We start from the raw sequence: 22246 nt of genomic DNA, 5'->3' as shown, positions 1-22246 counted from the left end.
CAGAGCCTGCTAAGGTTTGGCACTATGCCTGGACTGGACCGTATCGATCTCGAGCTTCTCGCGGCACTCGCCGACGATCCGCGCATCACCGTCGTCGCTCTCGCCGAGAATCTCGGCCTGTCGCGCAACACGATCCAGGCGCGCATGGCGCGGCTCGAGCAGACGGGGATCTTCCTGTCCTACGAGCGGTCCTTCGCGCCGGAGGTCCTCGGGTTTCCTCTGCAGGCGTTCGTCAGCATCGGGGTCCGACAGACCGAGCTTCCCCGCATCATCAACGAGCTCGCCCGCATCCCCGAGGTCGTGCAGGCACACGGTCTGAGCGGATCCATCGATCTCCTCGCCCGCGTCGCCTGCCGCGATGCCCGTCATCTGTTCGACACGGACGCCCGGATCCTCTCCATCGAAGGAGTCGAGCGCACCGAGACGTCACTCGCCATGGGCGAGGTGATCCCGTTCCGCGTGGCCGGGCTCATCGGCCTCGCGCGACGGGAATCCTGAGGAATCTCCGGATGGCCCCTGCGGCTTCAGCCGGGGTCTCGTAGTGGATCAGATGGCCGACATGAGCGATCTCGACCAATTCGGCATCGGCGAATCGAGTAGCCAGCACGCGTTCGGCCTCGATCGGTGTGATGTCGTCACGCTCGGCGGCGACCAGCAGCGTGGGAACCTCGATCTGCCCCGCGAACTCGCTCACATCGTGTGACACGCTCGCCACGAAGGCGTCGCGGAGCACATCGCGATCGAAGAAGCGCGAGAAGTAGGTGTCGTGCTGATCGTGGATGAAACGGCGTAGCGTCGGATCCGACGTCTTCGCCATCGTGACACTCATGACGCGCACGATCAGCCGGTTGCGCAGAAGCGCTGTCCCCAACCGTGCGGGCAGTCGCGCTCCCAGCGCGTAGTACAGCACCGCGAGCCTCGTCATGACGCCCTTCGGGCCTTCGAGCGCCGGCGCCCCGATCGGGTTGAGCAGGATGAGACGCGGAGTCTGCAGCCCACCGGCGACCGCCGCCGAGGCGACGATCGAACCGAACGAGTGGCCGAGGACGATGGCGCCGGGCGCGACCGCACCGGCGAACTCGGTCAGCCATGCGGCGTACTTGTCGAGGTCGTGCATTCCGCCCGGAAGCGGAGGTGTCTCGCCGAAACCGGGAAGATCCGGAGCGATCACGCGAGCCTCGGGCAGGAACGCCAGAACCGGCTCGAGGCCATGATGTTCCCCGCGGAAGCCGTGCACAGCGATCACTGTGACGTCAGCGTGTTCCGGCCCGTACACCCAGTAGGCGGTGACTCCCCCGGCGACCTCGACCTCATGACGGCGCACGGGCAGTCGGCTCAGCCGTTCGGAGTAGGGAGAGGGCACACTCATACTCAGAGTCTACGGAGTCGCCGTGCGCCTTCTGCGTGATGTCTGCGGCTCGTCCTAGCGTGAAGGCATGCCGCCCGTCGCACCCGACCTCCCCACCTGGCTCACCCGCGTGGGCGTTTTCGACCTCGAGACGACCGGCGTCGATGTCACGGAGGATCGCGTCGTCACCGCCCACGTCGGCGTGCTCGACGCGAGCGGCAGGCAGATCGCTGCCCGATCGTGGCTCGCCGATCCGATCGTGGCGATCCCGGAGGGTGCGACCGCCGTTCACGGCATCACGACCGAGTACGCCAGAGCACACGGGCGTCCGGCGGCCGAGGTCGTCGGCGATGTGACCGCGGCGCTGCGGTCCCTGCTCGCGCAGGGCGTCCCGGTCGTCGCGTACAACGCCTCGTACGACTTCTCCCTCCTGGCGCACGAGGCGGTGCGTCATGGCATCCCACCGCTGGCCTCCCCCGCGCCGATCATCGATCCCCTCGTGATCGACAAGGCCTACGACCGGTACCGTCGCGGAAAGCGCACACTCGAAGTCGTGGCCGCGCACTACGCCGTACCCCTCGAAGGCGCGCACGAGGCCTCGGCCGACGCGATCGCCGCCGGCCGGGTCGCCCAAGCACTCGCTCGTCACTTCGAGCTGCCGCAGTCGCTGACCGAGCTCCACACGCGGCAGGTGTCATGGGCCCGTTCTCAGGCGGAGAGCCTCACCGAGTACTTCATCAGCATCGGCAGGCTCGACCCCGAGGAGGCCCTCGACGGGACCTGGCCCGTTCGCCCCGCGCACGCGACGCCCTGACCGGCGGATGCGGCGCTCGCATCCACCGGGCGTCATCGTCGGAGACACCGACGATGCGTCTCATTCCCCGGCGCGGTGGCGGAGTTCTCGCGCTTCGTTCACTTCCTCCGTCCGGCGACGGTTCTTCGTCTCGATCTGCGATTCGTCGCGCAAGGGGAGCTGCACCTGGAACTCCGCCGGCAGTCCGGCCCGCAGCTCGCGAGCCCGCTCGACGGCGGCGTCGAACTCGACCCCGATCATCAGGGCGAGATTCGCGATCCACAGCCAGAGCAGGAAGATGATCACGCCCGCGAGCGGACCGTAGACCCGGTCGTAGTCGACGATTCGCGACACATACAAGCCGAAGAGCAGGGAAGCGATGACCAGGACGAGGATCGCGGCGCCCGCGCCCAGGCTCACCCAGCGGAATTTCGGATGCCGCACGTTCGGCGCGCGGTCGTAGAGGAAGGCGAGCGCTGCGATGACGACCACCGCGAGAAGCGGCCACCGGACGATCCGCCATGCCACCAGAACGGAATCACCGAGCGACAACGCATCGCCGATGGCCGCCGCGACGGGCTCACTGAGCGTGAGGAGCGCTGCCACGAAGAGGACAGCGGCGAACAAGACGATGCTGACTCCGAGTTGCATCAGCTTGGACGCCCACCCGGCGCGCCCTTCCGCTATGTCGTAGACACGATTCATCCCGCGGCCCAAGACGGCGATGTAGCGCGCACCCGCCCAGATGGTGAGCGCGAGTCCGGTCACGAGCGCCAACCCGGCGATCGACGAATCAGCCAGCGCGTCGACGACCGACGCGAGTGTTTCGGCCACCGTCGGATCGGCGACCGAACGCGACACCTCGAGCACGAGTGAGACGGTCTCGGATTCCTTGCCGAGCAGACTGACGATCGAGACGAGCACGATGACGGCCGGCACCAGCGCGAGAAGTGAGTGGAAGGTGAGTCCTGCCGCGATATCACCGGCGCCGTCGGCGCCGAACTTGCGGAAGGCCGATCGTGCCACGAACCGCCACGATCTCGCATCGAGATCTCGCGGGGTCGGCTCGCCGTCTCCTCCATCGCTCATCACGTCGATGACCCCCTTTGCACAGCCCCTTGGCCTAGAAGAGAGGGTATATCGGAAGCGGAAGCGGAACGAAACCCCCAGTTCGGGGGTGGTATTTCGGATCGATATCGCCACCGATGACAGGAGATCTTGATCACGATCAAGACGACGCTGCATCCGTCCTGAACCCGCCACTACGCTGACGGGCAGGCCGCGACACGACGGACATCACTGGGGTTCTTCTGGGGGAATCATGAACTTTTCGCTGCGCTTCTCGCGCGCCCGAACGATGGCCATCACGTCGACGCTCATCGCGTCCGCGGCATTCGGAGGATCCGCGATCTTCGCGTCTCCTGCGGTAGCTGCCGAGGAGACCCTCACCGTGTGGTCATGCGATTCCGCCGGACCTTACCTGACCGAGTGGAACGTCGATCGCGGCACAGCGCCGGTGCTCGAAGTCCCCCAGTTCGATCCGTCCCTCGGCACCTTCCTTCGCGCCGAAGTCCGCTTCGAGGTCACCGCTCATCAGACGCTCGGTATGGATGTGTATGCCGATCCGCTGCGCAACCCGTACCACGTCACACACGACTCCACCGTGTACGCCCAGCTCGCTTTCGCGGGCGGCAGCATCGACACCGACGTGCGACTCGCGGGCAGCGCCGACCTGGTCAGCGACGGCACGACTCCGGATGGCGATTTCGAGGGTGCGGATGCGCTGACGTTCGATCAGACGACCACAGAGACGTCGCCCGTTGCGACGTTCACCGACCCGTCGTGGGTGGGCCCGGGGAATGTGACTGCGGTCGGCTCCACCCTGTCTTCTCTCAGTGTGCGAGGCGCAGGCGGAAACCTCATCGTCAGTCAGCGGACCGAGGCGTCCGCGTCCCTCTGCGTTCGGTATGCGTACGTGCCGGCAGCACCACCGGTGCGTGTCTCGATCGGCGACTACACGTGGTGGGATCATGACCGCGACGGCGTTCAGGATGCCGGTGAACCGCCGGTTGCCGGGGTGACGGTCGAGTTGCGCGATGCGGGCGGGACGATCGTCGCGACGACCATCACCGACGCATCGGGTCACTACGCGTTCACGGATCTGCAGCCTGACACCGACTACACGGTCGACTTCGGGCGCCCGGCGGGAGCGAGCTTCACGACGGCTCGCGTCGGAGATGCGTCCAGCGACTCGAACCCACGGGGCGTCGACGGCGTGGTCGCCGTGCACACCCCTCTCACGGGCGGGAATTCTGCGGCACCCGGCTCCGCAGACGATCCCACGATCGATGCCGGGTACGTGCGGTACAACCTGACCTTGGAGAAGACCCTGGCCTCGACAGGTCCGTTCTTGATCGGGTCCACGGTGTCGTTCACGCTCGTCCCCCGCAACGAGGGCCCGTCCTCCGCACTCGCGGGCTGGTCGGTGACGGACGTGCTTCCGACCTCGCTGCTGCTCGTCTCTATGACGGGCGAGGGTTATGACTGCGACGCGGCCACCTGTACCTCAGGTGCGACGCTCGATGCGGGTGAGTCCGGGGCGCCCATCACCGTGACAGCCACCGTGGCGGCGGGTGCCACCGGAGTACTGAAGAACGTGGCCTACGTCGCGCCGAGCCCTCGGGACACGGCGGAGACGAACCCGCTCACGATTCCGACCCGCGCATCGGAGACGACGATGACTCCCACAGACAACGACAGCGAGGCACAGCTCGAACTCACGGCGATCTCTCCGAGCGGCCCTGCGGCGCCTTCCACCCCTTCGGCTCCACCCGTCACCTCCTCCTCGCACGACGCACCGCGTGGGCTCGCGCTCACCGGCGCCGACAGCTCCTCGCTCGGCATCGCCGGCGGAATCGGTCTCGCTCTCGTGTTCAGCGGCGTTCTTGCGCTGACGCTGAACCGGAGACGAGTGCGCGCGCGCTGAGGCCCGTGCGCACGGAGTGGCTCGGGATCCCCAGACCCCAACCCCGAGCCGCTCCGGAATTCACTCCGGAATTCACTCCGGATCCTCGAGGCTTCTGATTCGCTTCACGATGCGGCTGAGTGCTGCTTCCGTGGCATTCAGATACGACGCGATCTCGCGCTGAGTCGCGACGCCGATGAGACCCCGGCGCGACATGAGTGCCCGGTATCGGGTGGCCACATCCTTCTCACGGAGCTCGCGCGCTCCCGAAAACAGCCCGTCCACGTACGTCCAGAGGAATGCGGACTGCACCTGCCCCCATGCCGCGTGCCGCGCGGCCAGCTCCTCCGCGACCCGGAAGTCGAGTTGCAGCAGGGTGACACGGGTCAGAGCGGTGACGTCGAGCACCGGCACCGACCACGCTGCACCGAACCAGCGTGACAAGGAGAGCGGCGGGCCTGTGCGTTCCGCCCAGGACGGCCGGATGGCGGGAGCGCACACGTCACCCTTGCCCATGAACTGCTCCACGACCTCCTGCCCGCCCTGCGTGGAGGTCAACTTCACATGACCACGCAGGATGATGGCGACCTTCCCGGGCAAGGCGATACGCTCGCGCGCACCGGACGTCGTGACGACAACGCTCCGCGCCAGGACATCCCATTCGGGCAACGGTGCGGACGCGTATGACTGGGCGACACGACGCAGGACGACCAGTGCGCCTGCCCTCGTCGGCGCAGAGAAGAGCGAATCGTCCCGCATGAGTCCCGTGCCCTCTCGCCCTGCTCGGGACCACCGCCGCGATTCCGATGTCACATACTCTGCGATCTCCGCTCGCCCCGAATCCCCCGACAACCCGGCCGCCTCAATGATCGGCGACGGCAACAGCGCACTCGCCTTTCGTGAACTCGACACCCAGCGGAATCACCTGCTCGATCCACGGTTCCCCGAGCACCCATCGTGTCCGGACCCCGGTCAATCGGATCGTGTCCAGCGGGCGAGATACGTGCGCGATTATCAAGAGCACATAGTCCTCCGATCCGTCCGCGGGCATCCAGGTGCCTTCTTCGGCGGCCTCCTCCCCGAGCGTCTCGATCTCCGCATCCGTCATTGTGTCGAGCGCGTCCAGTCGGGGAACCAACACCGCGGAATCGACCGTGGCGTCACTGCCGGCGAAGGCCTCCACCTCGGTCAGTGATCCACCCGATATGGCTGACACGTCGACGGCGACGAAGACATCAGCCCGCGAGAGCTCCTGAGTGACCCGACAATCCCGTGGTGCCGGAACCACCGCCAGTCCGTCCATCGGCCCGAAGAGGCCGCGCGCGACGGCGATCCCGCTGAGCACCGCCGCGACTCCTACGGCAGCGATCAGTGTGATCGCGGCCGCTCGCCACGCCTTGCCGACCCGCACCGCATGCAGGTGCTCCCAGATATGCACCCATTCGCGTGCCGGCTTCACCTGCGTCATGTCGCCGCGCCTTCCGCGTCTGCGAACGTCGTCGTCCGCCGGAGAATGAGAGTGGGGCGGGTGGGACTTGAACCCACGATCGTCGGGTTATGAGCCCGCTGCCTTGACCAGCTTGGCCACCGCCCCGTGGGTTCCAGCCTAGCGGTGCGCAGGCGTCATACCGGAGTGCCGGCGCTGTGCGTCTGCGAGTGCGCGAGATAGATCTCCGCGTTCGCCACCAACCCCGCCCGCTCCTCGTCGTCGAGCGCCCGGCGCACCTTCGCCGGTACACCTGCGACCAGTGATCCGTCCGGGATCACGCTGCCGCCGAGGACGACCGCGCCCCCGGCGATGAGGCACCCGGATCCGATGACAGCCCCGCTCAGGACGACGGCGCCCATGCCGATCAGAGAGCCGTCGCCGATCGTGCAGCCGTGGACGACGGCGTTGTGACCGATCGACACCTGGGCGCCGACCTTCACGGGGTGGCCGTCATCGACGTGCACCGAGACGTTGTCCTGCACATTGCTGTCTCGCCCGATGGTGATCGTGGCGGAGTCGGCGCGCAGCACCGCGTTGTACCAGACGCTCGATCCCGCAGCGAGCGTGACGCCGCCGATGATGCGGGCGCCCTCGGCAACGAACGCATCGACGGCGATCTCGGGGCGGCGATCTGAAAGGGCGATGATGGAGGCGCCTGATGAGATGCTCATGAGGCGAGACTAGCCTCACCCACCCGGAAATCCGCGGAAATACGCGGCGGTAAGCGTTGCCTCAGCTTGCTTGCGGAATGTCTGAAGCTGAGTAGCGTTGTGTTCAACACAGACGAAATGACATCGCTGAGGAGCACAAGATGAGCAAGGCACAGACCGTTTCCACCACCGCCAGCGACCCGACCGTGGCCGCTGCCGCCGCGCAGTTCCTCTCTCCCGTCGTGCTGGGCCTCGAAGCCCTCACGGTCAACGGCAAGCAGGCCCACTGGCACGTCCGCGGCGCCAACTTCGTCGGAGTCCACGAGCTGCTCGACACGATCGTCGCTCACGCCGGCGACTTCGCCGACACCGCTGCAGAGCGCATCGTCGCACTGGGCCTTCCGATCGACGCACGACTGAGCACGGTTGCCGAGAAGGCCGGCACCAGCGCCGTTCCCGCCGGATTCACGCAGTCGGATGAGCTCGTGCGCGCCGTGATCTCCGACATCGACGCCATCCTGGTCGACGTCAAGGCCGCGATCGACGGACTCGACGAGGTCGACCTCACCAGCCAGGACGTCGCGATCGAGATCATGCGTGGTCTCGAGAAGGACCGCTGGTTCCTCGTTTCGCACATCGCCGCGTAACGACTCACATCCGCAAGAAGGGCATCGGGACACATCCCGATGCCCTTCGGCGTTCTCACATCACGCGCTGTGGGTGATGCGACCCGCGAGGAGCGTCGCGGCGACCGACATGCGTCGCAGCTCATCGCCGGTCGCTCGTCTCGGATCCGCGGCGCAGAGGACGATGTCAGCCGGCTGCCCTGGGCGGGTGGACGTGCGCGCACTCGCTGCCAGGGCATGATCGATGCTCAGCCGCTCTTCCGGATGCCACGGTGCACGGTCATCGTCGGTGCGGAAGACGGCGGCGGCGATCGCCTGCCACGGGTCGAGGTCGGCGACCGGCGCATCGGAACCCAAGCGGATCTCGACGCCGGCATCACCCAGCGATGCGAGCGGGTAGCCGATCGACGTCTGCTCGGACCAGTGCCGACCGACGATGTCGCGGTCATCGAGCGCATGCTGAGGCTGCACGCTCGCGATCACACCGAGCCGGGCGAAGCGGGCGAGATCGGCATGCCGCACGAGCTGGGCATGCTCGATCGTCCCGGTCGCTCCGCTCACCGTGAAGGCATCGAGAGCGGATGTCGTGGCACGATCCCCGATCGCGTGCACCGCCACACGAAGACCTGCCCCGGTGGCAGTCGCCAGCATCTCGATGAGCGCGTCGCGGGGCACCGTGAGCACACCGAAGTTGCCGGGATCGCCCGGGTAGGCGTGTGAGCACGCGGCCGTGCGGGTGCCGAGCGACCCGTCCGAGATGACCTTCAGAGGCCCCACCCGCACGAGGCCTCCTCCTGCCGTCGCATCCTCTGGGCCGAGAATGTCGCCGCTTCGGAGCCCTGCACCGATCGCGCGGTCGAGATCGAACGGGTAGACCGCGAACTCCACCCGGTGGGAACGGAAACCCGCAGCGATCCGGCGCGGCCACGCCTCGGCGTTCCAGGCCATGTCGAAGTCGACCAGTCCCGTGACGCCGCGTGCCGCGGCGCGCTCCCCCGCCCTCTGTACGGCGCGGTCGCCGTGCAGCGGATCCACGGCGTTCAGTCGTCGCGAGATCTCGAAGGCGTCCTCTTCGCGCAGGACACCGTCAGCGCTGCGGAATCCCTCTCGACGCAGCGCCGCCGAGTTCAGCCACACGCTGTGAACATCGGCGTTGATCAGGTAGGTCGGCACCTCGCCGGTCGCCGCATCCAACGTCGTCAGATCGGGAGCATCCGGCCACAGCGCATCTCGGTAGCCGCTGCCGACACGACGGCCGTCCGCGAGCGGTGCGACCGCGGCCATGCGTGCGGCTGCCTCGACGGCCGAGCGCACGCTTCCGAGCGGAGCGCGTTCTGCGGCAAGGGCCCACTGGACGGTGTGCACGTGGTTGTCCCAGAGCCCGGGAACGGCCCAGGCCCCTCCGGCGTCGAGCACCTCTCCCACCGGACGAATCGCGCCTCGAGGAGCGATGTCGACGATGTTCCCCTCGGCGATGTGCACGTCGACCGGCTCCTCGTCGATCAGGAACTCACGCCCCGGGCCCGCCAACCGCACGTCGCGGATCATGCCCACAGAAGAGTCCGTCACGCCTGGCACCGCGGGCACCAGTAGAGCTTGCGCGCGCCGATCTCCTCGAGCGCGATCTCGGTGCCGCAGACCCGGCAGGGAAGGCCCGCCCGGTGATACACCCAGTGCCGGTCGTCGCGGCTGCGCCATCGCCGCGCGGTAGTCGTCGGCGGACAGGTCGTCCATCGTCATCATCTGGCCGGTCTCGACACCGATCGCCAGCAGCCGCACCCAGTCGCGCCACAGGCGCGCACGGTGTCCTCGGGCACATCGCGCCCGGGCGTGTGCGGGTTCAGCCGCTGCCCGGAAGAGCATCTCGGCGCGATAGACGTTGCCGATGCCGCTGACGACCGACTGGTCCATGAGCAGCAGCGCGATCGACGGTCGGCTTCTTGCGCACGGCGCGCGACGAAGCGTTCCTCGTTCTCGACGGGTCGCCGACGAGCGGGTCAGGGCCGAGCTTCGCGACGGTCGCGAGCATCTCTTCCGGGGTCTGCAGGACGCACGCGGTCGGTCCGCGCAGGTCGGCGCAGGTGATGTCCGTCATCAGCCGCAAGCGCACCTGACCGACCACGGGAGGCGGCCACCGCGTCGTCATCGGCGAGCCCCTTCGTCTGCTCGGACATCCGCACGTGCACCCGCGTGCGACGCGGCGCACCGATCGAGGCGAGCGAGTTCTCCCCCGCATCGTCGAGGATCGGCTCATCGAGGTCGGTGCCGCGCTGGTTCGTCTGCCCCATCCGACCGTTCGCCGAGGCGATGGTCGGATCGCACGAGGATCTCGCCCGCGAAGTCCCAGGCGCCGTACAGGCCGAGGTGCACACGCAGCCAGAGATCGCCCTCCGACCTCGAGGAACATCTGCTTGCCGACCGCCTGCACGCTGACCGCCGCGCGGCCGTCGAGCACCGCGGCTCCCTCGGCGAATCGCCCCTGCGGGCTGGACGCGGACAACGCCTTCCGACGAAGTTGCGGTCGAACTGACGGGCGATCCGGTGGACGGAATGCCCCTCGGGCACGTCAGGCCCGCGGGTCCGGGAGACAGTCGAGCCGTCGCGCTCGAAGTCGCGCGATCTGGCCGATGCGCCGGCACGTGCCGCTCCTCGCCGGAGAACGGCGTCGCGATGAAGCGGTCGATGAACACGGTCACCTCGTCGAACGTGTGCTGGCGCGCACCGATCGCGATGACGTTCGCGTCGTTGTGCTCGCGCGCGAGCTCGGCGGTCGAGAGGTTCCACACCAGTGCGGCGCGGACGCCGGCCACCTTGTTCGCGGCGATCTGCTCGCCGTTGCCCGATCCGCCGAAGACGACGCCCAGCGTCTCGACACCGGCCGCCTGGTCGCGCACCACCGCCTGCGCGGCCCGGATGCAGAAGGCCGGGTAGTCGTCGACGGCGTCGTACTCGAGCGGTCCGTGGTCGACGACCTCGTGACCGGCCGCTCGGCAGGTGGTCCTGCAGCTGCGTCGAGAAGTCGAGGCCGGCGTGATCGGTGGCGATGTGGATGCGCATGGCTCCATCCTAGGATCGCGGCCGGACCGCGCGGCCTCAGGGGCGATGCCGGCCGCGGCGGGCTTGAACCCGGCGCGCACGTTCTCGCAGCATCCGGGCGGCAGACGTCGAACGCACGGGCCGAGGTCGGTCACGTGCGGGCGGTCTGCGTTCGGGCGTCCCTGGCAGGCGCTCCTCGATGAGATCGACGATGCCGGCGACGAAGGCCGGCGCGACGCCGGGCGTCGGCGTGCGGACGGCGCGGAGACCGGCTTCCTCGGCCGCCTCCATCGCCTCGGTGTCGAGGTCCCAGAGCACCTCCATGTGGTCGCTCATGAAGCCGAGCGGCACGACGGCGACGGCCTTGCGACCGCGCGCGGGCAGCTCGCCGATCACATCGCAGACGTCCGGCTCGAGCCACGGCTGCGAGGCGGGGCCGGAGCGCGACTGGTAGACGAGCTCCCAGGAGACGTCGGCCGATCGGGGAGGCCGATGCGGACCTGATCCATGACCCATGCCGCGACGGCGAGTGCTGAGCGGCGTAGGCGCCGCCCTCACCGCAGTCGATGTCCCGCGGCGCCGGAGCGCTCCGCGTCGGCGGTGGGGATGCTGTGGGTCGAGAAGAGGACTCGGATGTCGCGGGGTCGATGCCCTCGGCGAGGAAGCCCTGCACGGCCTCGCGCACGCCGCGCTCGAAGGCGTCGACGAACCCGGGGTGGTCGAAGAAGGGACGGATCTTGTCGATCGTGACCGTGTCGCGCGAGTCCGGTCTCGGTCGAGCACGCGCGCGAAGTCCTCGCGGTACTGACGGCAGCTGGAGAACGAGCTGTAGGCGCTCGTGGCGACGGCGAGGAGGGTGGTGTGCCCGTGGCGCGAGCCTCGGTCACGGCCTCCTCGAGGTAGGGCGTCCAGTTGCGGTTGCCCCAGTAGACGGGCAGGTCGATGCCCGCGCGGGCGAGCTCCGCCTCGAGGCCGCCTTCAGCACGCGGTTCTGCGCGTTGATCGGGCTGACGCCGCCGAAGTGGCGGTAGTGGTGGGCGACCTCTTCGAGACGCTCGTCGGGGATGCCGCGCCCGCGCGTGACGTTGCGCAGGAACGGGATCACGTCGTCCTGGCCCTCGGGCCCGCCGAAACCGGCGAGCAGGATGCCGTCGTAGGCGACGGCGTCGTCACCCAGGGGGCCCGGTCGCGGCCGGCGGCGAGGCGAAGGGACGCTGTCGGGCGTCGGTCGACAGGGATCACTGCTCGGTGACTCACCCTTTCCACCTCGTAGCGGAGCGCGCACGGCGCCGTGATCCGCCCGTGACCGTGGCACCGTAGGCTGGAGGGTTGTCGTCGGCGCCAGCTGCGCGTACCCCGGCACGTACCCCTCACCCCTGGGAGCAACGCAGTGCCTGGAGAGAACCTCACCCGCATCGAAGCGCAGGAGCGCCGCGACGTCGTCGACACGCAGTCGTACGAGGTCGCCCTCGACCTGACGAAGGGCCGGAGGTCTTCGGTCCCGAGCGTCGTGCGCTTCACCGCGACGCCGGAGCGCTTCACCTTCATCGACCTCATCGCCCGCGAGGTCCGCGAGATCTCGCTCAACGGCGAGCAGCTGGACCCGAGCGACGTGTTCGCGGACTCGCGCATCGCGCTCGACGGTCTCGCGGCCGAGAACGTGCTCGTCGTCGACGCCGACTGCCTGTACACGAACACCGGTGAGGGCCTGCACCGCTTCGTCGACCCCGTCGACGGCGAGGTGTACCTCTACTCGCAGTTCGAGGTGCCGGACTCCCGACGCGTGTTCGCCGTGTTCGAGCAGCCCGACCTCAAGGCGACGTTCCAGTTCACCGTCACCGCCCCGGCCGCGTGGAAGGTCGTCTCCAACTCCCCCACCCCCGAGCCGATCGTCCAGGACGACGGCGACGTCGCGACGTGGGGCTTCGAGCCCACCCCGCGCATCTCCTCGTACATCACCGCGCTCGTCGCCGGGCCCTACGAGTCCACCTTCTCCGAGCTCACCAGCGCCTCGGGCCGCGTGGTCCCGCTCGGCGTCTACGGCCGCAAGAGCCTGTGGCAGCACCTCGACGCCGACTACATCTTCGACAAGACGCGTGAGGGCTTCGCGTACTACGAGGAGAAGTTCGGCGTCCCGTACCCGTTCGCCAAGTACGACCAGCTCTTCGTCCCGGAGTTCAACGCCGGGGCGATGGAGAACGCGGGTGCGGTGACCTTCACCGAGACCTACGTCTTCCGCAGCAAGGTCACGGATGCGGTCAAGGAGCGCCGCGTCGTCACGATCCTGCACGAGCTCGCGCACATGTGGTTCGGCGACCTCGTCACCATGAAGTGGTGGAACGACCTGTGGCTGAACGAGTCGTTCGCCGAGTGGGCATCGACCATCGCGACCGCCGAGGCCACCGAGTGGACCGAGGCGTGGACGACGTTCAACGCGATGGAGAAGACCTGGGCCTACCGCCAGGACCAGCTCCCCTCGACGCACCCGATCGTCGCCGAGATCAACGACCTCGAGGACGTGCAGGTCAACTTCGACGGCATCACCTACGCCAAGGGCGGCTCGGTGCTCAAGCAGCTCGCCGCCTGGGTCGGGATCGAGGCGTTCTTCGCGCGGCGTCTCGCAGTACTTCCAGAAGCACTCCTGGGGCAACACCGAGCTCAGCGACCTGCTCGTCGAGCTCGAGGCCACGAGCGGCCGCGACCTGAGCGACCTGGTCGAAGAAGTGGCTCGAGACGGCCGGCGTGAACACGCTCGACGCCGGTCATCGCGGACGACGCCGACGGCACGATCTCGCGCTTCGCCGTCGACGCAGACCGCGCCCGCCGACTACCCGACGATCCGGCCGCACCGCCTCGGCGTCGGCTTCTACACGCTGGCCGACGGCTCGCTGACGCGCACACACACGTCGAGGTGGACGTCGACGGCGACCGCACCGAGGTGCCGGAGCTGCAGGGCATCGCGCGCCCGGACCTCGTTCTGCTCAACGACGACGACCTCGCCTACGCGAAGATCCGCCTCGACGAGCAGTCGCTCGCGACCGCGATCGCGCACCTCGCCGACATCCACGACCCGCTCGCCCGCTCCCTCGTCTGGGGTGCGGCGTGGGATCAGACCCGTGACGCCGAGAGCGCGGCATCCGACTACATCGACCTGGTGCTCGGCAACATCGGCCGGAGACCGAGTCGACGACCGTGCGCACCACGCTGGCGCAGCTGCGCACGGCCGCGAACGCTCTACGTCGATCCCGCCGAGCGCGACGCAGCGCGTCAGCAGGTCGCCGACGGTCTGTGGGACCTCGCCGAGTCGGCCGTCGCGGGCAGCGACAGCCAGCTGCAGTTCGTGACCGCGTTCGCGAATGCGCCGGTCACTCCCGAGCACGCCGGCGTCATCGGCGCCTGCGGTCCGGGGAAGAGACGCTGCCCGGACTGGAGGTCGGATCGCCGACCTCTCAGTGGCAGCTCCTGGTCGGCTCGCCACGATCGGCGCCACCGACGCCGCGACGATCGACGCCGCGCTCGCCGCCGACAACACCTCGAAGGGCGGAGAGTTCGCCGCGCAGGCCCGAGGCCGCTCTGCCGGACTCCGCGTCGAAGCAGGTCGCGTGGGCATCGCTGATCGAACGAGACGACGCGCCGAACACCATCGTCCGCTCCGCCGCGCTCGGGTTCGTGCACCCGGCGGGCGTCGAGGCTCTCGCCGAGTTCGTGCCGGCGTACTTCGACATGCTGCTCCCGATCTGGGAGTCGCGCACCTACCAGATCGCCCAGTACCTGATCGTCGGCCTGTTCCCGACCGCTCTCGCGAACGTCGCGCTGCGCGACGCCACCCGTGGATGGCTGTCTACGAATCAGGACGCCGCACCGGCCCTCCGTCGCCTGGTGTTGGAGAATCTTGCCGACGTCGAGCGCTCGCTCGCCGCGCAGGCTCGCGACGCCGACGACTGATCGCACCTCTCCCCGATCGGGCCTCTGAGCGGCGCTTCCAGCGCGCGCAGAGGCCCGATCGCTAGGATCAGGGGGTGATGTTGCTCCCCTTCGAAACGACCGATCCCGTGGTCGACCCCGGCGTCCCCGAGTGGCTGCAGCCGATCTTGACCGTCCTCATCCAGGTCGGGTGGAAGGCCCTCGCCGTCGCGGTGATCATCGTCAGCTGCGTCGTCATCGCGCTCGTGCTCCGTGTCGTCATCCGTCGCGTCGTGCACCGCATCGTCGACAGTGCGAAGAACAAGGCCGCGGTCGACGATACCCAGGCCCTCGAGCGCTCTCCCCTCGCCGATATGCGTCTCGTGCAGCGCACGCGCACACTGGGCACGATCCTGCAGAACATCGTCAACGTGATGCTCGTCGTCATCGCCATCGTCCTGATCGTGAACGCCCTCGACAACACGCTGCTCGGATCGCTCACGCTGCTCACCGCCGCGGTGGGCGCCGGCCTCGGTTTCGGGGCCCAGAACATCGTCAAGGATGTGCTGAACGGCATGTTCCTGGTCGCCGAGGATCAGATCGGCATCGGCGACGTGGTCGACCTGGGTCTCGCCAGCGGCGTGGTCGAGTACGTGAGCGTGCGCATCACGCAGGTCCGCGACGTCAACGGGACGCTCTGGTACGTGCGCAACGGCGAGGTCACGCGTATCGGCAACATGTCGCAGGGGTGGGCGCGCGCGATCATCGACATCGGCGTTCCGCCGGACTCCGACCTCGACGTCGTCGAGCAGACCATGCTCGACACCGCGCAGACGCTGTCGAAAGACCCCAAGTGGCGCACACGCATCGTCGAGAAGCCTGAGTTGTGGGGGCTGGAGGCGATCACCGGTGAAGCGCTCGTCATCCGCATCGTCATCAAGGCGCGGGCGAACGCCAAGGACGACGTGGCCCAGGAGCTGCGCAAGCGTCTGCGCTCCGCTCTCCGTGACAAGGAGATCGGAATCCCGAGCATGGAGGCGGTGACCCCGACCGGGCTCGAAGGTGCCCGCCGTGTGCGCGGGGCGAACCCTCCGAAGACCCGTCCCAACGCGGTCACCGGGGTGCCGGTGATCCCGGACCGCGGCATCTGGCGCCGCAAGAAGCCCACCGATGACGGGAGTGCACCGAAGTGACGTTCTACGACGAGGTCGGGGGGAGGGAGACGTTCGCCAAGATCGTCTCCGTCTTCTACCGCGAGGTCGCTCTCGATCCGGTGCTCAAGCCGATGTACCCGGAAGAAGACCTCGGCCCCGCCGAGGAGCGTCTGCTGCTCTTCCTGGAGCAGTACTGGGGCGGACCGACGACGTACGGTGAGACTCGGGGGCATCCCCGTCTGCGAATGCGCCACATGCCCTTCCACGTCGATCCCGATGCGCGGGATCGTTGGCTGCGTCACATGCGCACGGCGATCTCCGAGGCCGAGTTGTCGCCTCTGCACGAATCCACGCTCTGGGACTACCTGGATCGTGCTGCGCATGCCATGGTGAACACGTTCGAGCCATCCGGCATCGGCGCCAGCGCCGACGGCAGGCCGACTCTCGAGACCCGCTCACGTCAGGAATCAACGGAGACCTCATGACGCACACACCCCTGTCCGCGGATGTCCTGGTGATCGGATGGGGGTTGGCCGGGCTCGTGGCCGCCGCCGAAGCCCTCGATGGGGGCCGACGCGTGATCCTGATCGACCAGGAACCGAGGACGAACCTCGGCGGACAGGCCTGGTGGTCGTTCGGCGGGTTGTTCTTCATCGACTCGCCCGAACAGCGGAGGATGGGGATCCGCGACTCGATCGAACTCGCCACGCAGGATTGGTTCGGCAACGCCGCGTTCGACCGCCCGGAGGACGAGTGGCCACGCCGTTGGGCCGAAGCGTATCTGCAGTTCGCGAGCGGGGAGAAGCGTGCCTGGCTGCGTGAGCGCGGCGTGGGCTTCTTCCCCGTCGTCGGATGGGCGGAGCGCGGCGGATACGGAGCGATCGGACCCGGCAACTCCGTTCCCCGCTTCCACATCACGTGGGGAACCGGTCCGGGTATCGTCGCGCCGTTCGTCGGAGCGATCGAGCAGGCCGAGCGCGAGGGGCGCATCACCGTGCTGCCCCGTCATCGCGTCACCGGTCTCGTGCTCCGTGATGGCGTCGTCGCGGGCGCGCACGGCGACGTGCTCGCGTCCAGCGGCGCCGCGCGGGGAGTGGAGACCTCGCGTGAGGTCATCGAGGGGTTTGAGATCACGGCCGCCGCCACGGTCGTCGCTTCCGGCGGCATCGGCGGCAACCACGAGCTCGTGCGCGCGGCATGGCCGGAGCGGCTCGGTTCTGCGCCCGACCACATGCTGACCGGCGTTCCCGCCTACGTCGACGGGTCGATGCATGCCGTCAGCGAAGCCGCCGGCGCTCGTCTCATCAACGGCGACCGCATGTGGCACTACGTCGAGGGCATCACGAACTGGGACCCGGTGTGGCCCTCGCACGGGATCCGCATCCTGCCGGGCCCGTCGTCGCTGTGGTTGGATGCGACCGGCGCGCGGCTCCCCGTTCCCCTGTTCCCCGGCTTCGACACGCTCGGCACGCTCGCGCATCTGCGCACCACCGGGCACGATCACTCGTGGTTCGTCACCTCTCGTCAGATCGTCGAGAAGGAGTTCGCGCTGTCCGGCAGCGAGCAGAATCCCGACCTGACCGGGAAGGACGTGGCGCTCCTGCTGAAGTCTAGGCTCGCGAAAGGGCCGACCGGGCCCGTGCAGGCTTTCCTCGATGAAGGGCAGGACTTCATCGTCGAGAACGATCTCGAGTCGTTGCTCGAACAGATGCGGCAGCATCCCGGCGGCGAAGCGCTCGACATCGACAATGTTCGCCGTGAGGTCGTGGCGCGGGATCGCGAGATCGACAACGACTTCACGAAGGACGCGCAGATCGGGATGCTGCGCTCGATGCGCGGCTACCGCGGAGACAAGCTCATCCGCACCGCTCCCCCACATCGACTGCAGGATCCCGCCGCGGGCCCGTTGGTCGCGGTCAAACTGCACGTGCTCACGCGCAAGTCACTGGGTGGCATCAACACGGACCTCGATGGTCGAGCGCTGGATGCCTCGGGAGCGGTGATCCCCGGGCTCTATGCAGCCGGCGAGGCGAGCGGGTTCGGCGGAGGTGGCGTCCACGGCTACCGGGCACTGGAGGGCACGTTCCTGGGCGGGTGCCTGTTCTCCGGGCGCCAGGCGGGGCGCGCGGCGGCCGGCTAGGCGCAGCCGGGCGTCAGCCTGCGCTTCCGGTGCCGCCGGTGCCGCGTACCGCGGTGAGGCCGGACGCGACAGGACCACGCGCCAGGACATGCCCGCGACGGAATGCGATTCGCGTCCACCGTCCGGATCGCGTCACGGGCACCTGCTCCTCGCCGGAGATGAAGCCGAGCGCGTCGGCGGCGAAGGCGATACCCCGCGGCAGATCGAACAGGTCTTCATCGGGTTCGCCCCAGATCGCGGCACGGAGGGCGCGCACGGCCTCCTCCCCGGCTCCGGGCGTCGCGCCGCGTGCGACGGCGGAGATTCCCCATTGTGCGCGTCGAGCGATCGTCGAGGCGGACAACGTCGTGAGTGGCTGCCAATCGGTGCGCGGCGGCGCGATGCCCGCCCAGGCCGGCGACAGACCGGTGTCGGGCAGGGTGAGTCGGCGCTCATCGTCGGAGGCGGTGAGTTGGCCGACCACGATGTCACACGCCAGTTCCGGATCGGCATGAACGATGCGCATCGCGAGCACGGTGGGAGTCTGATCGAACAGGCCGTGTGGGGCGAGGGCGGCGGCGGTCAGGGCGAGCACGCCGTTCGCCGCCTGCAGGCGCACGCCTTCGTCGCTGATGCGCGCCGCTCGTCCGACGAAGGTCAAGACGTCGCGGGAGGTGTCGGCGTCGGCGAGGAGAAGCTGATGTGGCACGGGTTCTAAACTATCAACGGTGCCGCAGGTGCGGTCGCGGAGAGGATGTCATGAGCTCGGATGGTCACGCCGCTCGTACCGTGGAACAGCTGCTCGAGGTTCTCGACCTCGATACCACTCAGGCCCGCACGACCGAGGACATCTTCACGGGGTCGTCGCATCCCATGCCCACCGGCCGCATCTACGGGGGCCAGGTTCTCGCGCAGAGCCTGATCGCCGCCGAGCGCACGTTGCCCGAGAACCGAGCCGTCCACTCGATGCACGGGTACTTCCTCCGCCCCGGGGATGCGAGTCAGGGCATCACGATCGCCGTGGATCGCATCCACGACGGTCGCTCGTTCTCGACGCGCCGCTCGCAGGCCTATCAGAACGGGGTGCCGATCTTCTCGATGATCGCGTCGTTCCAGGACGACGGTCCCGGGGTCGAGCACGCAGAACCGATGCCGGACGATGTTCCCGCGCCCGAGAGTCTGGCGCCCGACGAGGACCGGGTGAGCGGTCTCCCGGGGAGCACCGCTCGCATGCTGAGCGATCGCGCCGCGGACATCCGTCACATCGGTCATCCGCTCTACCTGCCCAGCGACGATGCGCGAGTTCCGCGTCAGGGTGTGTGGATGCGGCTGCGCGCTCCGCTGCCGGACGATCCGCGACTGCACCGCGCGGCACTGGCCTACCTCAGCGACATGACGATCCAGGAGTCCATCCTGCGAGCCCACGGCGTGTATTGGGCGCTGCCCGGCCTGAAGGTCGCAAGCCTCGATCATGCGATGTGGTGGCATCGTGCCGCCCGTGTCGACGAGTGGCTGCTGTACGTGCAGGAGTCGCCCAACGCTCGGGGTGGACGTGGCCTCGCCACCGGCCGCATCTACGCCCAGGACGGCGCTCTCGTGGCGAGCGTCGCGCAGGAGATCATGATCCGGGTGCCGGGGCAGGACGACGACCGCGCCTGACCGCCGCGTCACAGATGCCGCGAGGTAGCTGCCGCGGTATCCCCGGCCGGCAGGTCTCGATCAGCGGTGTGAGTAGGTGATGGACGGACCGATGAACGGTTCCCAGACGTCACGCATCTCCTGGGTCAACCGCGTCGGACGGCCCGTTCGAGCGTCAACGAGCACGATCACCGCTGTCGAGCGCGCGTAGAGAGCACGTGGTGTCGCGGACGGGTCGTTGTGCACCTCGTAGCAGACCTCGACACTGGATCCGCCGAGCTTGCCGAACCACATCTGCACCTCGAGCGGACGCCGCTGGTACGGCACCGGAGCGAGGTATTCGATCTCCTGGCGCGCGATCAGCGTGAGGACGCCCTCGTCGATGCCCGAATCGAGAACGGCCGTCGTCGGTGCTTCCTCGCCGGGACCCGCCCGCCAGAACGCTCGCACTCGCGCTTCTTCAAGAAGCTTGAGCATCGACGTGTTGTTGACGTGGTTGAACGCATCCAGATCGCCCCAGCGGACCTGGATCGGGATGTGCAGGCGTGGCCCCGGCAGGGTGCTCGACTCGGACATCGGTTCCGATCAGTCGCGCGTGAGCTTGCGGTGGGTCGAGCGGTGCGGCTTGGCGGCATCGGCTCCGAGACGCTCGATCTTGTTCTCCTCGTACGACTCGAAGTTGCCCTCGAACCAGTACCACTGGGCGGGATTCTCGTCGGTTCCCTCGTAAGCGAGGATGTGCGTGGCGATGCGGTCGAGGAACCACCGGTCGTGGGTGATGACGACTGCACAGCCGGGGAACTCGAGGAGCGCGTTCTCGAGCGAGCTGAGCGTCTCGACGTCCAGGTCGTTGGTGGGCTCATCGAGCAGAAGCAGGTTGCCACCCTCCTTGAGGGTGAGGGCGAGGTTGAGGCGGTTGCGCTCGCCACCGGAGAGCACGCCGGCCTTCTTCTGCTGGTCCGGGCCCTTGAATCCGAACTTCGACACGTAGGCGCGCGACGGGATCTCGATCTTGCCGACCGTGATGTAGTCGAGCCCGTCGGACACGACCTCCCACAGCGTCTTGTTCGGGTCGATGTTCGATCGGCTCTGATCGACGTAGCTGATCTTGACCGTCTCGCCGATCTTCAGATCTCCACCGTCAAGCGGCTCGAGACCCACGATGGTCTTGAACAGTGTGGTCTTACCCACACCGTTCGGACCGATCACGCCGACGATGCCGTTCGGCGGAAGGTTGAAGCTGAGTCCGTCGATCAACACACGACCGTCGAAGCCCTTCTGCAGCTTCTTCGCATCGATCACGATGCTTCCGAGGCGAGGTCCCGCGGGGATCTGAATCTCCTCGAAATCGAGCTTCCGCGTCCGCTCCGCCTCCGACGCCATCTCCTCGTAGCGGGCCAGACGAGCCTTCGACTTGGTCTGGCGCCCCTTCGCACTGGAGCGGACCCACTCGAGCTCTTCCTTCAGACGCTTCGCGAGCTTGGCGTCCTTCTTGCCCTGGATCTCGAGGCGCTCGCCCTTCTTCTCCAGATAGGTCGAGTAGTTGCCCTCGTAGCCGATGAGGCGTCCACGGTCGACTTCCGCGATCCACTCGGCGACGTGGTCGAGGAAATACCGGTCGTGGGTGATCGCGATCACGGCACCCTTGTACGCCTGCAGGTGCTGTTCGAGCCAGAGCACGCTCTCGGCATCGAGGTGGTTCGTCGGCTCGTCGAGGAGCAGGAGATCGGGCTTCTGCAGCAGGAGCTTCGCGAGCGCGACACGTCGCTTCTCACCACCGGAGAGGGGCGCGATCGCGGCGTCTCCCGGAGGGGTGCGCAACGCGTCCATGGCCTGCTCGAGCTGCGAGTCGAGGTCCCAACCGTCGGCAGCGTCGATCTCCTCCTGGAGACCGCCCATCTCAGCGAGCAGCGCATCGAAGTCCGCGTCGGGATCCGCCATGAGAGCCGAGATCTCGTTGAAGCGATCCACCTTCGCTTTGATCGCGATGCCGTCCTGGATGTTCTCCAGCACTGTCTTCGACTCGTCGAGCTCGGGCTCCTGCATCAGAATGCCGACGCTGAACCCGGGCGAGAGCTTCGCCTCGCCGTTGGAGGGCGTGTCCAGACCGGCCATGATCTTGAGGATCGTCGACTTACCGGCCCCGTTCGGACCGACCATGCCGATCTTCGCGCCGGGGAGGAATGCCATCGTCACGTCATCGAGGATGAGCTTCTCGCCCACCGCCTTGCGCGCACGAACCATCGAGTAGATGTACTCAGCCATACCGTTCAAACACCTTTGCTGCTCAGAAACGAACCTGCCATCACGCCATCGGAACAGCGCGGAAATCCTCCTAAAGACTACCTCCGACGCGGCCGTGCGACGATTCCCGGCCGTTCGGGCTGAGCGTCATCGTCGGCCCGGCGCCACGGGTACCCCGGATCGTCGACGAGATCGACCGCCCGCCGACGCGCGCGTCGCTCGATCTCAGGCTCGCCGACGGGTTCGACCGCGGAGGTCGACCGCGGACGTCGACCGCCGAG

Annotated in this window: 23 protein-coding genes, 1 tRNA gene and 2 pseudogenes; 11 read left to right on the top strand and 15 right to left on the bottom strand. The window is 68.0% G+C overall.

Translation table 11 applies throughout. The features are described 5' to 3' along the window. Nucleotides 1-24: 24 nt before the first annotated feature. On the top strand, nucleotides 25-498 hold the full coding sequence (locus tag P0Y60_10275) for an Lrp/AsnC family transcriptional regulator (protein WEK59756.1): 474 nt from the start codon (nucleotides 25-27) through the stop codon (nucleotides 496-498). Here P0Y60_10275 and P0Y60_10270 read toward each other — a convergent pair. Beyond that, entirely contained in the window at nucleotides 470-1369 is a 900-nt protein-coding gene (locus tag P0Y60_10270) for an alpha/beta hydrolase (GenBank protein ID WEK59755.1), read from the bottom strand. The two genes, P0Y60_10275 and P0Y60_10270, sit on opposite strands and share 29 nt — an antisense overlap. A 67-nt stretch (nucleotides 1370-1436) precedes the next feature. Between P0Y60_10270 and P0Y60_10265 the strand changes: the two genes are divergently transcribed. After that, the gene (locus tag P0Y60_10265; protein ID WEK59754.1) at nucleotides 1437-2162 is read left to right on the top strand and encodes a 3'-5' exonuclease; all 726 of its coding nucleotides are present in this window, start codon (nucleotides 1437-1439) and stop codon (nucleotides 2160-2162) included. 60 nt (nucleotides 2163-2222) lie between these two features. On the opposite strand, the gene P0Y60_10260 is transcribed toward P0Y60_10265, so the two are convergent. Further along, nucleotides 2223-3386, bottom strand: coding sequence for a YihY/virulence factor BrkB family protein (locus tag P0Y60_10260; protein ID WEK59753.1), 1164 nt, complete (start codon nucleotides 3384-3386; stop codon nucleotides 2223-2225). A gap of 76 nt (nucleotides 3387-3462) precedes the next feature. Here P0Y60_10260 and P0Y60_10255 point away from each other — a divergent pair, with 76 nt between their 5' ends. After that, nucleotides 3463-5127: an SdrD B-like domain-containing protein gene (locus tag P0Y60_10255; GenBank protein WEK59752.1), complete on the top strand. Its 1665-nt coding sequence runs from the start codon at nucleotides 3463-3465 to the stop codon at nucleotides 5125-5127. A 72-nt stretch (nucleotides 5128-5199) separates the two neighbouring features. Here P0Y60_10255 and P0Y60_10250 read toward each other — a convergent pair whose 3' ends face one another. The 4 genes from P0Y60_10250 to P0Y60_10235 form a co-directional block, all read right to left on the bottom strand. Beyond that, the gene (locus tag P0Y60_10250; GenBank protein WEK59751.1) at nucleotides 5200-5706 is read right to left on the bottom strand and encodes a hypothetical protein; all 507 of its coding nucleotides are present in this window, start codon (nucleotides 5704-5706) and stop codon (nucleotides 5200-5202) included. A 262-nt stretch (nucleotides 5707-5968) separates the two neighbouring features. Continuing rightward, the gene (locus tag P0Y60_10245) at nucleotides 5969-6574 is read right to left on the bottom strand and encodes a hypothetical protein (protein WEK59750.1); all 606 of its coding nucleotides are present in this window, start codon (nucleotides 6572-6574) and stop codon (nucleotides 5969-5971) included. 52 nt (nucleotides 6575-6626) lie between these two features. Further along, a tRNA-Ile gene (locus P0Y60_10240) sits at nucleotides 6627-6700 on the bottom strand. 29 nt (nucleotides 6701-6729) lie between these two features. Further along, entirely contained in the window at nucleotides 6730-7266 is a 537-nt protein-coding gene (locus P0Y60_10235) for a gamma carbonic anhydrase family protein (protein ID WEK59749.1), read from the bottom strand. 140 nt (nucleotides 7267-7406) lie between these two features. Between P0Y60_10235 and P0Y60_10230 the strand changes: the two genes are divergently transcribed. Then, on the top strand, nucleotides 7407-7892 hold the full coding sequence (locus P0Y60_10230; protein ID WEK59748.1) for a DNA starvation/stationary phase protection protein: 486 nt from the start codon (nucleotides 7407-7409) through the stop codon (nucleotides 7890-7892). 60 nt (nucleotides 7893-7952) lie between these two features. Here P0Y60_10230 and P0Y60_10225 read toward each other — a convergent pair whose 3' ends face one another. The 6 genes and pseudogenes from P0Y60_10225 to P0Y60_10200 all read right to left on the bottom strand — a co-directional run bounded on the left by P0Y60_10225 (nucleotide 7953) and on the right by P0Y60_10200 (nucleotide 11423). Continuing rightward, nucleotides 7953-9419: an amidohydrolase family protein gene (locus P0Y60_10225; protein ID WEK62895.1), complete on the bottom strand. Its 1467-nt coding sequence runs from the start codon at nucleotides 9417-9419 to the stop codon at nucleotides 7953-7955. Nucleotides 9420-9436: 17 nt separating this feature from the next. Continuing rightward, the gene (locus tag P0Y60_10220) at nucleotides 9437-9541 is read right to left on the bottom strand and encodes a hypothetical protein (protein ID WEK62894.1); all 105 of its coding nucleotides are present in this window, start codon (nucleotides 9539-9541) and stop codon (nucleotides 9437-9439) included. A gap of 124 nt (nucleotides 9542-9665) precedes the next feature. Further along, nucleotides 9666-9782 (bottom strand): annotated as a pseudogene (locus tag P0Y60_10215) (hypothetical protein). An 86-nt stretch (nucleotides 9783-9868) separates the two neighbouring features. Next, the gene (locus tag P0Y60_10210; GenBank protein ID WEK59747.1) at nucleotides 9869-10159 is read right to left on the bottom strand and encodes a hypothetical protein; all 291 of its coding nucleotides are present in this window, start codon (nucleotides 10157-10159) and stop codon (nucleotides 9869-9871) included. Between the two features lie 278 nt (nucleotides 10160-10437). Next, nucleotides 10438-10928 (bottom strand): annotated as a pseudogene (locus tag P0Y60_10205) (ribose-5-phosphate isomerase). Nucleotides 10929-10964: 36 nt separating this feature from the next. Beyond that, nucleotides 10965-11423, bottom strand: a complete 459-nt coding sequence (locus tag P0Y60_10200) for a ferrochelatase (protein ID WEK59746.1) — start codon at nucleotides 11421-11423, stop codon at nucleotides 10965-10967. Nucleotides 11424-12297: 874 nt separating this feature from the next. Here P0Y60_10200 and pepN point away from each other — a divergent pair. The 6 genes from pepN to P0Y60_10170 all read left to right on the top strand — a co-directional run bounded on the left by pepN (nucleotide 12298) and on the right by P0Y60_10170 (nucleotide 18104). Further along, entirely contained in the window at nucleotides 12298-13653 is a 1356-nt protein-coding gene (gene pepN / locus P0Y60_10195; protein WEK59745.1) for an aminopeptidase N, read from the top strand. A gap of 165 nt (nucleotides 13654-13818) precedes the next feature. Beyond that, nucleotides 13819-14523 (top strand): ERAP1-like C-terminal domain-containing protein, encoded by a 705-nt coding sequence (locus tag P0Y60_10190; protein ID WEK59744.1) that lies wholly within the window; start codon nucleotides 13819-13821, stop codon nucleotides 14521-14523. Further along, on the top strand, nucleotides 14481-14852 hold the full coding sequence (locus P0Y60_10185) for an ERAP1-like C-terminal domain-containing protein (protein WEK62893.1): 372 nt from the start codon (nucleotides 14481-14483) through the stop codon (nucleotides 14850-14852). The genes P0Y60_10190 and P0Y60_10185 overlap by 43 nt, the downstream gene beginning before the upstream one ends. A 77-nt stretch (nucleotides 14853-14929) precedes the next feature. Then, a complete protein-coding gene (locus P0Y60_10180; protein ID WEK62892.1) occupies nucleotides 14930-16003 on the top strand; it encodes a mechanosensitive ion channel in 1074 nt (357 codons plus the stop codon). Then, the gene (locus P0Y60_10175) at nucleotides 16000-16449 is read left to right on the top strand and encodes a globin (protein ID WEK59743.1); all 450 of its coding nucleotides are present in this window, start codon (nucleotides 16000-16002) and stop codon (nucleotides 16447-16449) included. The genes P0Y60_10180 and P0Y60_10175 overlap by 4 nt, the downstream gene beginning before the upstream one ends. Further along, a complete protein-coding gene (locus P0Y60_10170; GenBank protein WEK59742.1) occupies nucleotides 16446-18104 on the top strand; it encodes an FAD-binding dehydrogenase in 1659 nt (552 codons plus the stop codon). Before P0Y60_10175 ends, P0Y60_10170 begins: the two co-directional genes overlap by 4 nt. 13 nt (nucleotides 18105-18117) lie before the next feature. Here the strand turns inward: P0Y60_10170 and P0Y60_10165 are convergent, their stop codons facing one another. Next, nucleotides 18118-18792, bottom strand: a complete 675-nt coding sequence (locus P0Y60_10165) for a hypothetical protein (protein ID WEK59741.1) — start codon at nucleotides 18790-18792, stop codon at nucleotides 18118-18120. A 50-nt stretch (nucleotides 18793-18842) separates the two neighbouring features. Between P0Y60_10165 and P0Y60_10160 the strand changes: the two genes are divergently transcribed. After that, the gene (locus tag P0Y60_10160) at nucleotides 18843-19742 is read left to right on the top strand and encodes an acyl-CoA thioesterase II (protein WEK59740.1); all 900 of its coding nucleotides are present in this window, start codon (nucleotides 18843-18845) and stop codon (nucleotides 19740-19742) included. Nucleotides 19743-19802: 60 nt separating this feature from the next. Here the strand turns inward: P0Y60_10160 and P0Y60_10155 are convergent, their stop codons facing one another. Both P0Y60_10155 and ettA read right to left on the bottom strand, forming a co-directional pair. Beyond that, a complete protein-coding gene (locus P0Y60_10155; protein WEK59739.1) occupies nucleotides 19803-20297 on the bottom strand; it encodes a thioesterase family protein in 495 nt (164 codons plus the stop codon). Between the two features lie 9 nt (nucleotides 20298-20306). Further along, complete coding sequence (gene ettA, locus P0Y60_10150; GenBank protein WEK59738.1) at nucleotides 20307-21986, bottom strand: energy-dependent translational throttle protein EttA; 1680 nt, start codon at nucleotides 21984-21986, stop codon at nucleotides 20307-20309. Nucleotides 21987-22246 lie beyond the last annotated feature (260 nt).

It is taken from the genome of Candidatus Microbacterium colombiense (assembly GCA_029203165.1).
Taxonomy (GTDB): Bacteria; Actinomycetota; Actinomycetes; order Actinomycetales; family Microbacteriaceae; genus Microbacterium; species Microbacterium colombiense.
This window is presented reverse-complemented; position numbering and strand designations above follow the sequence as displayed.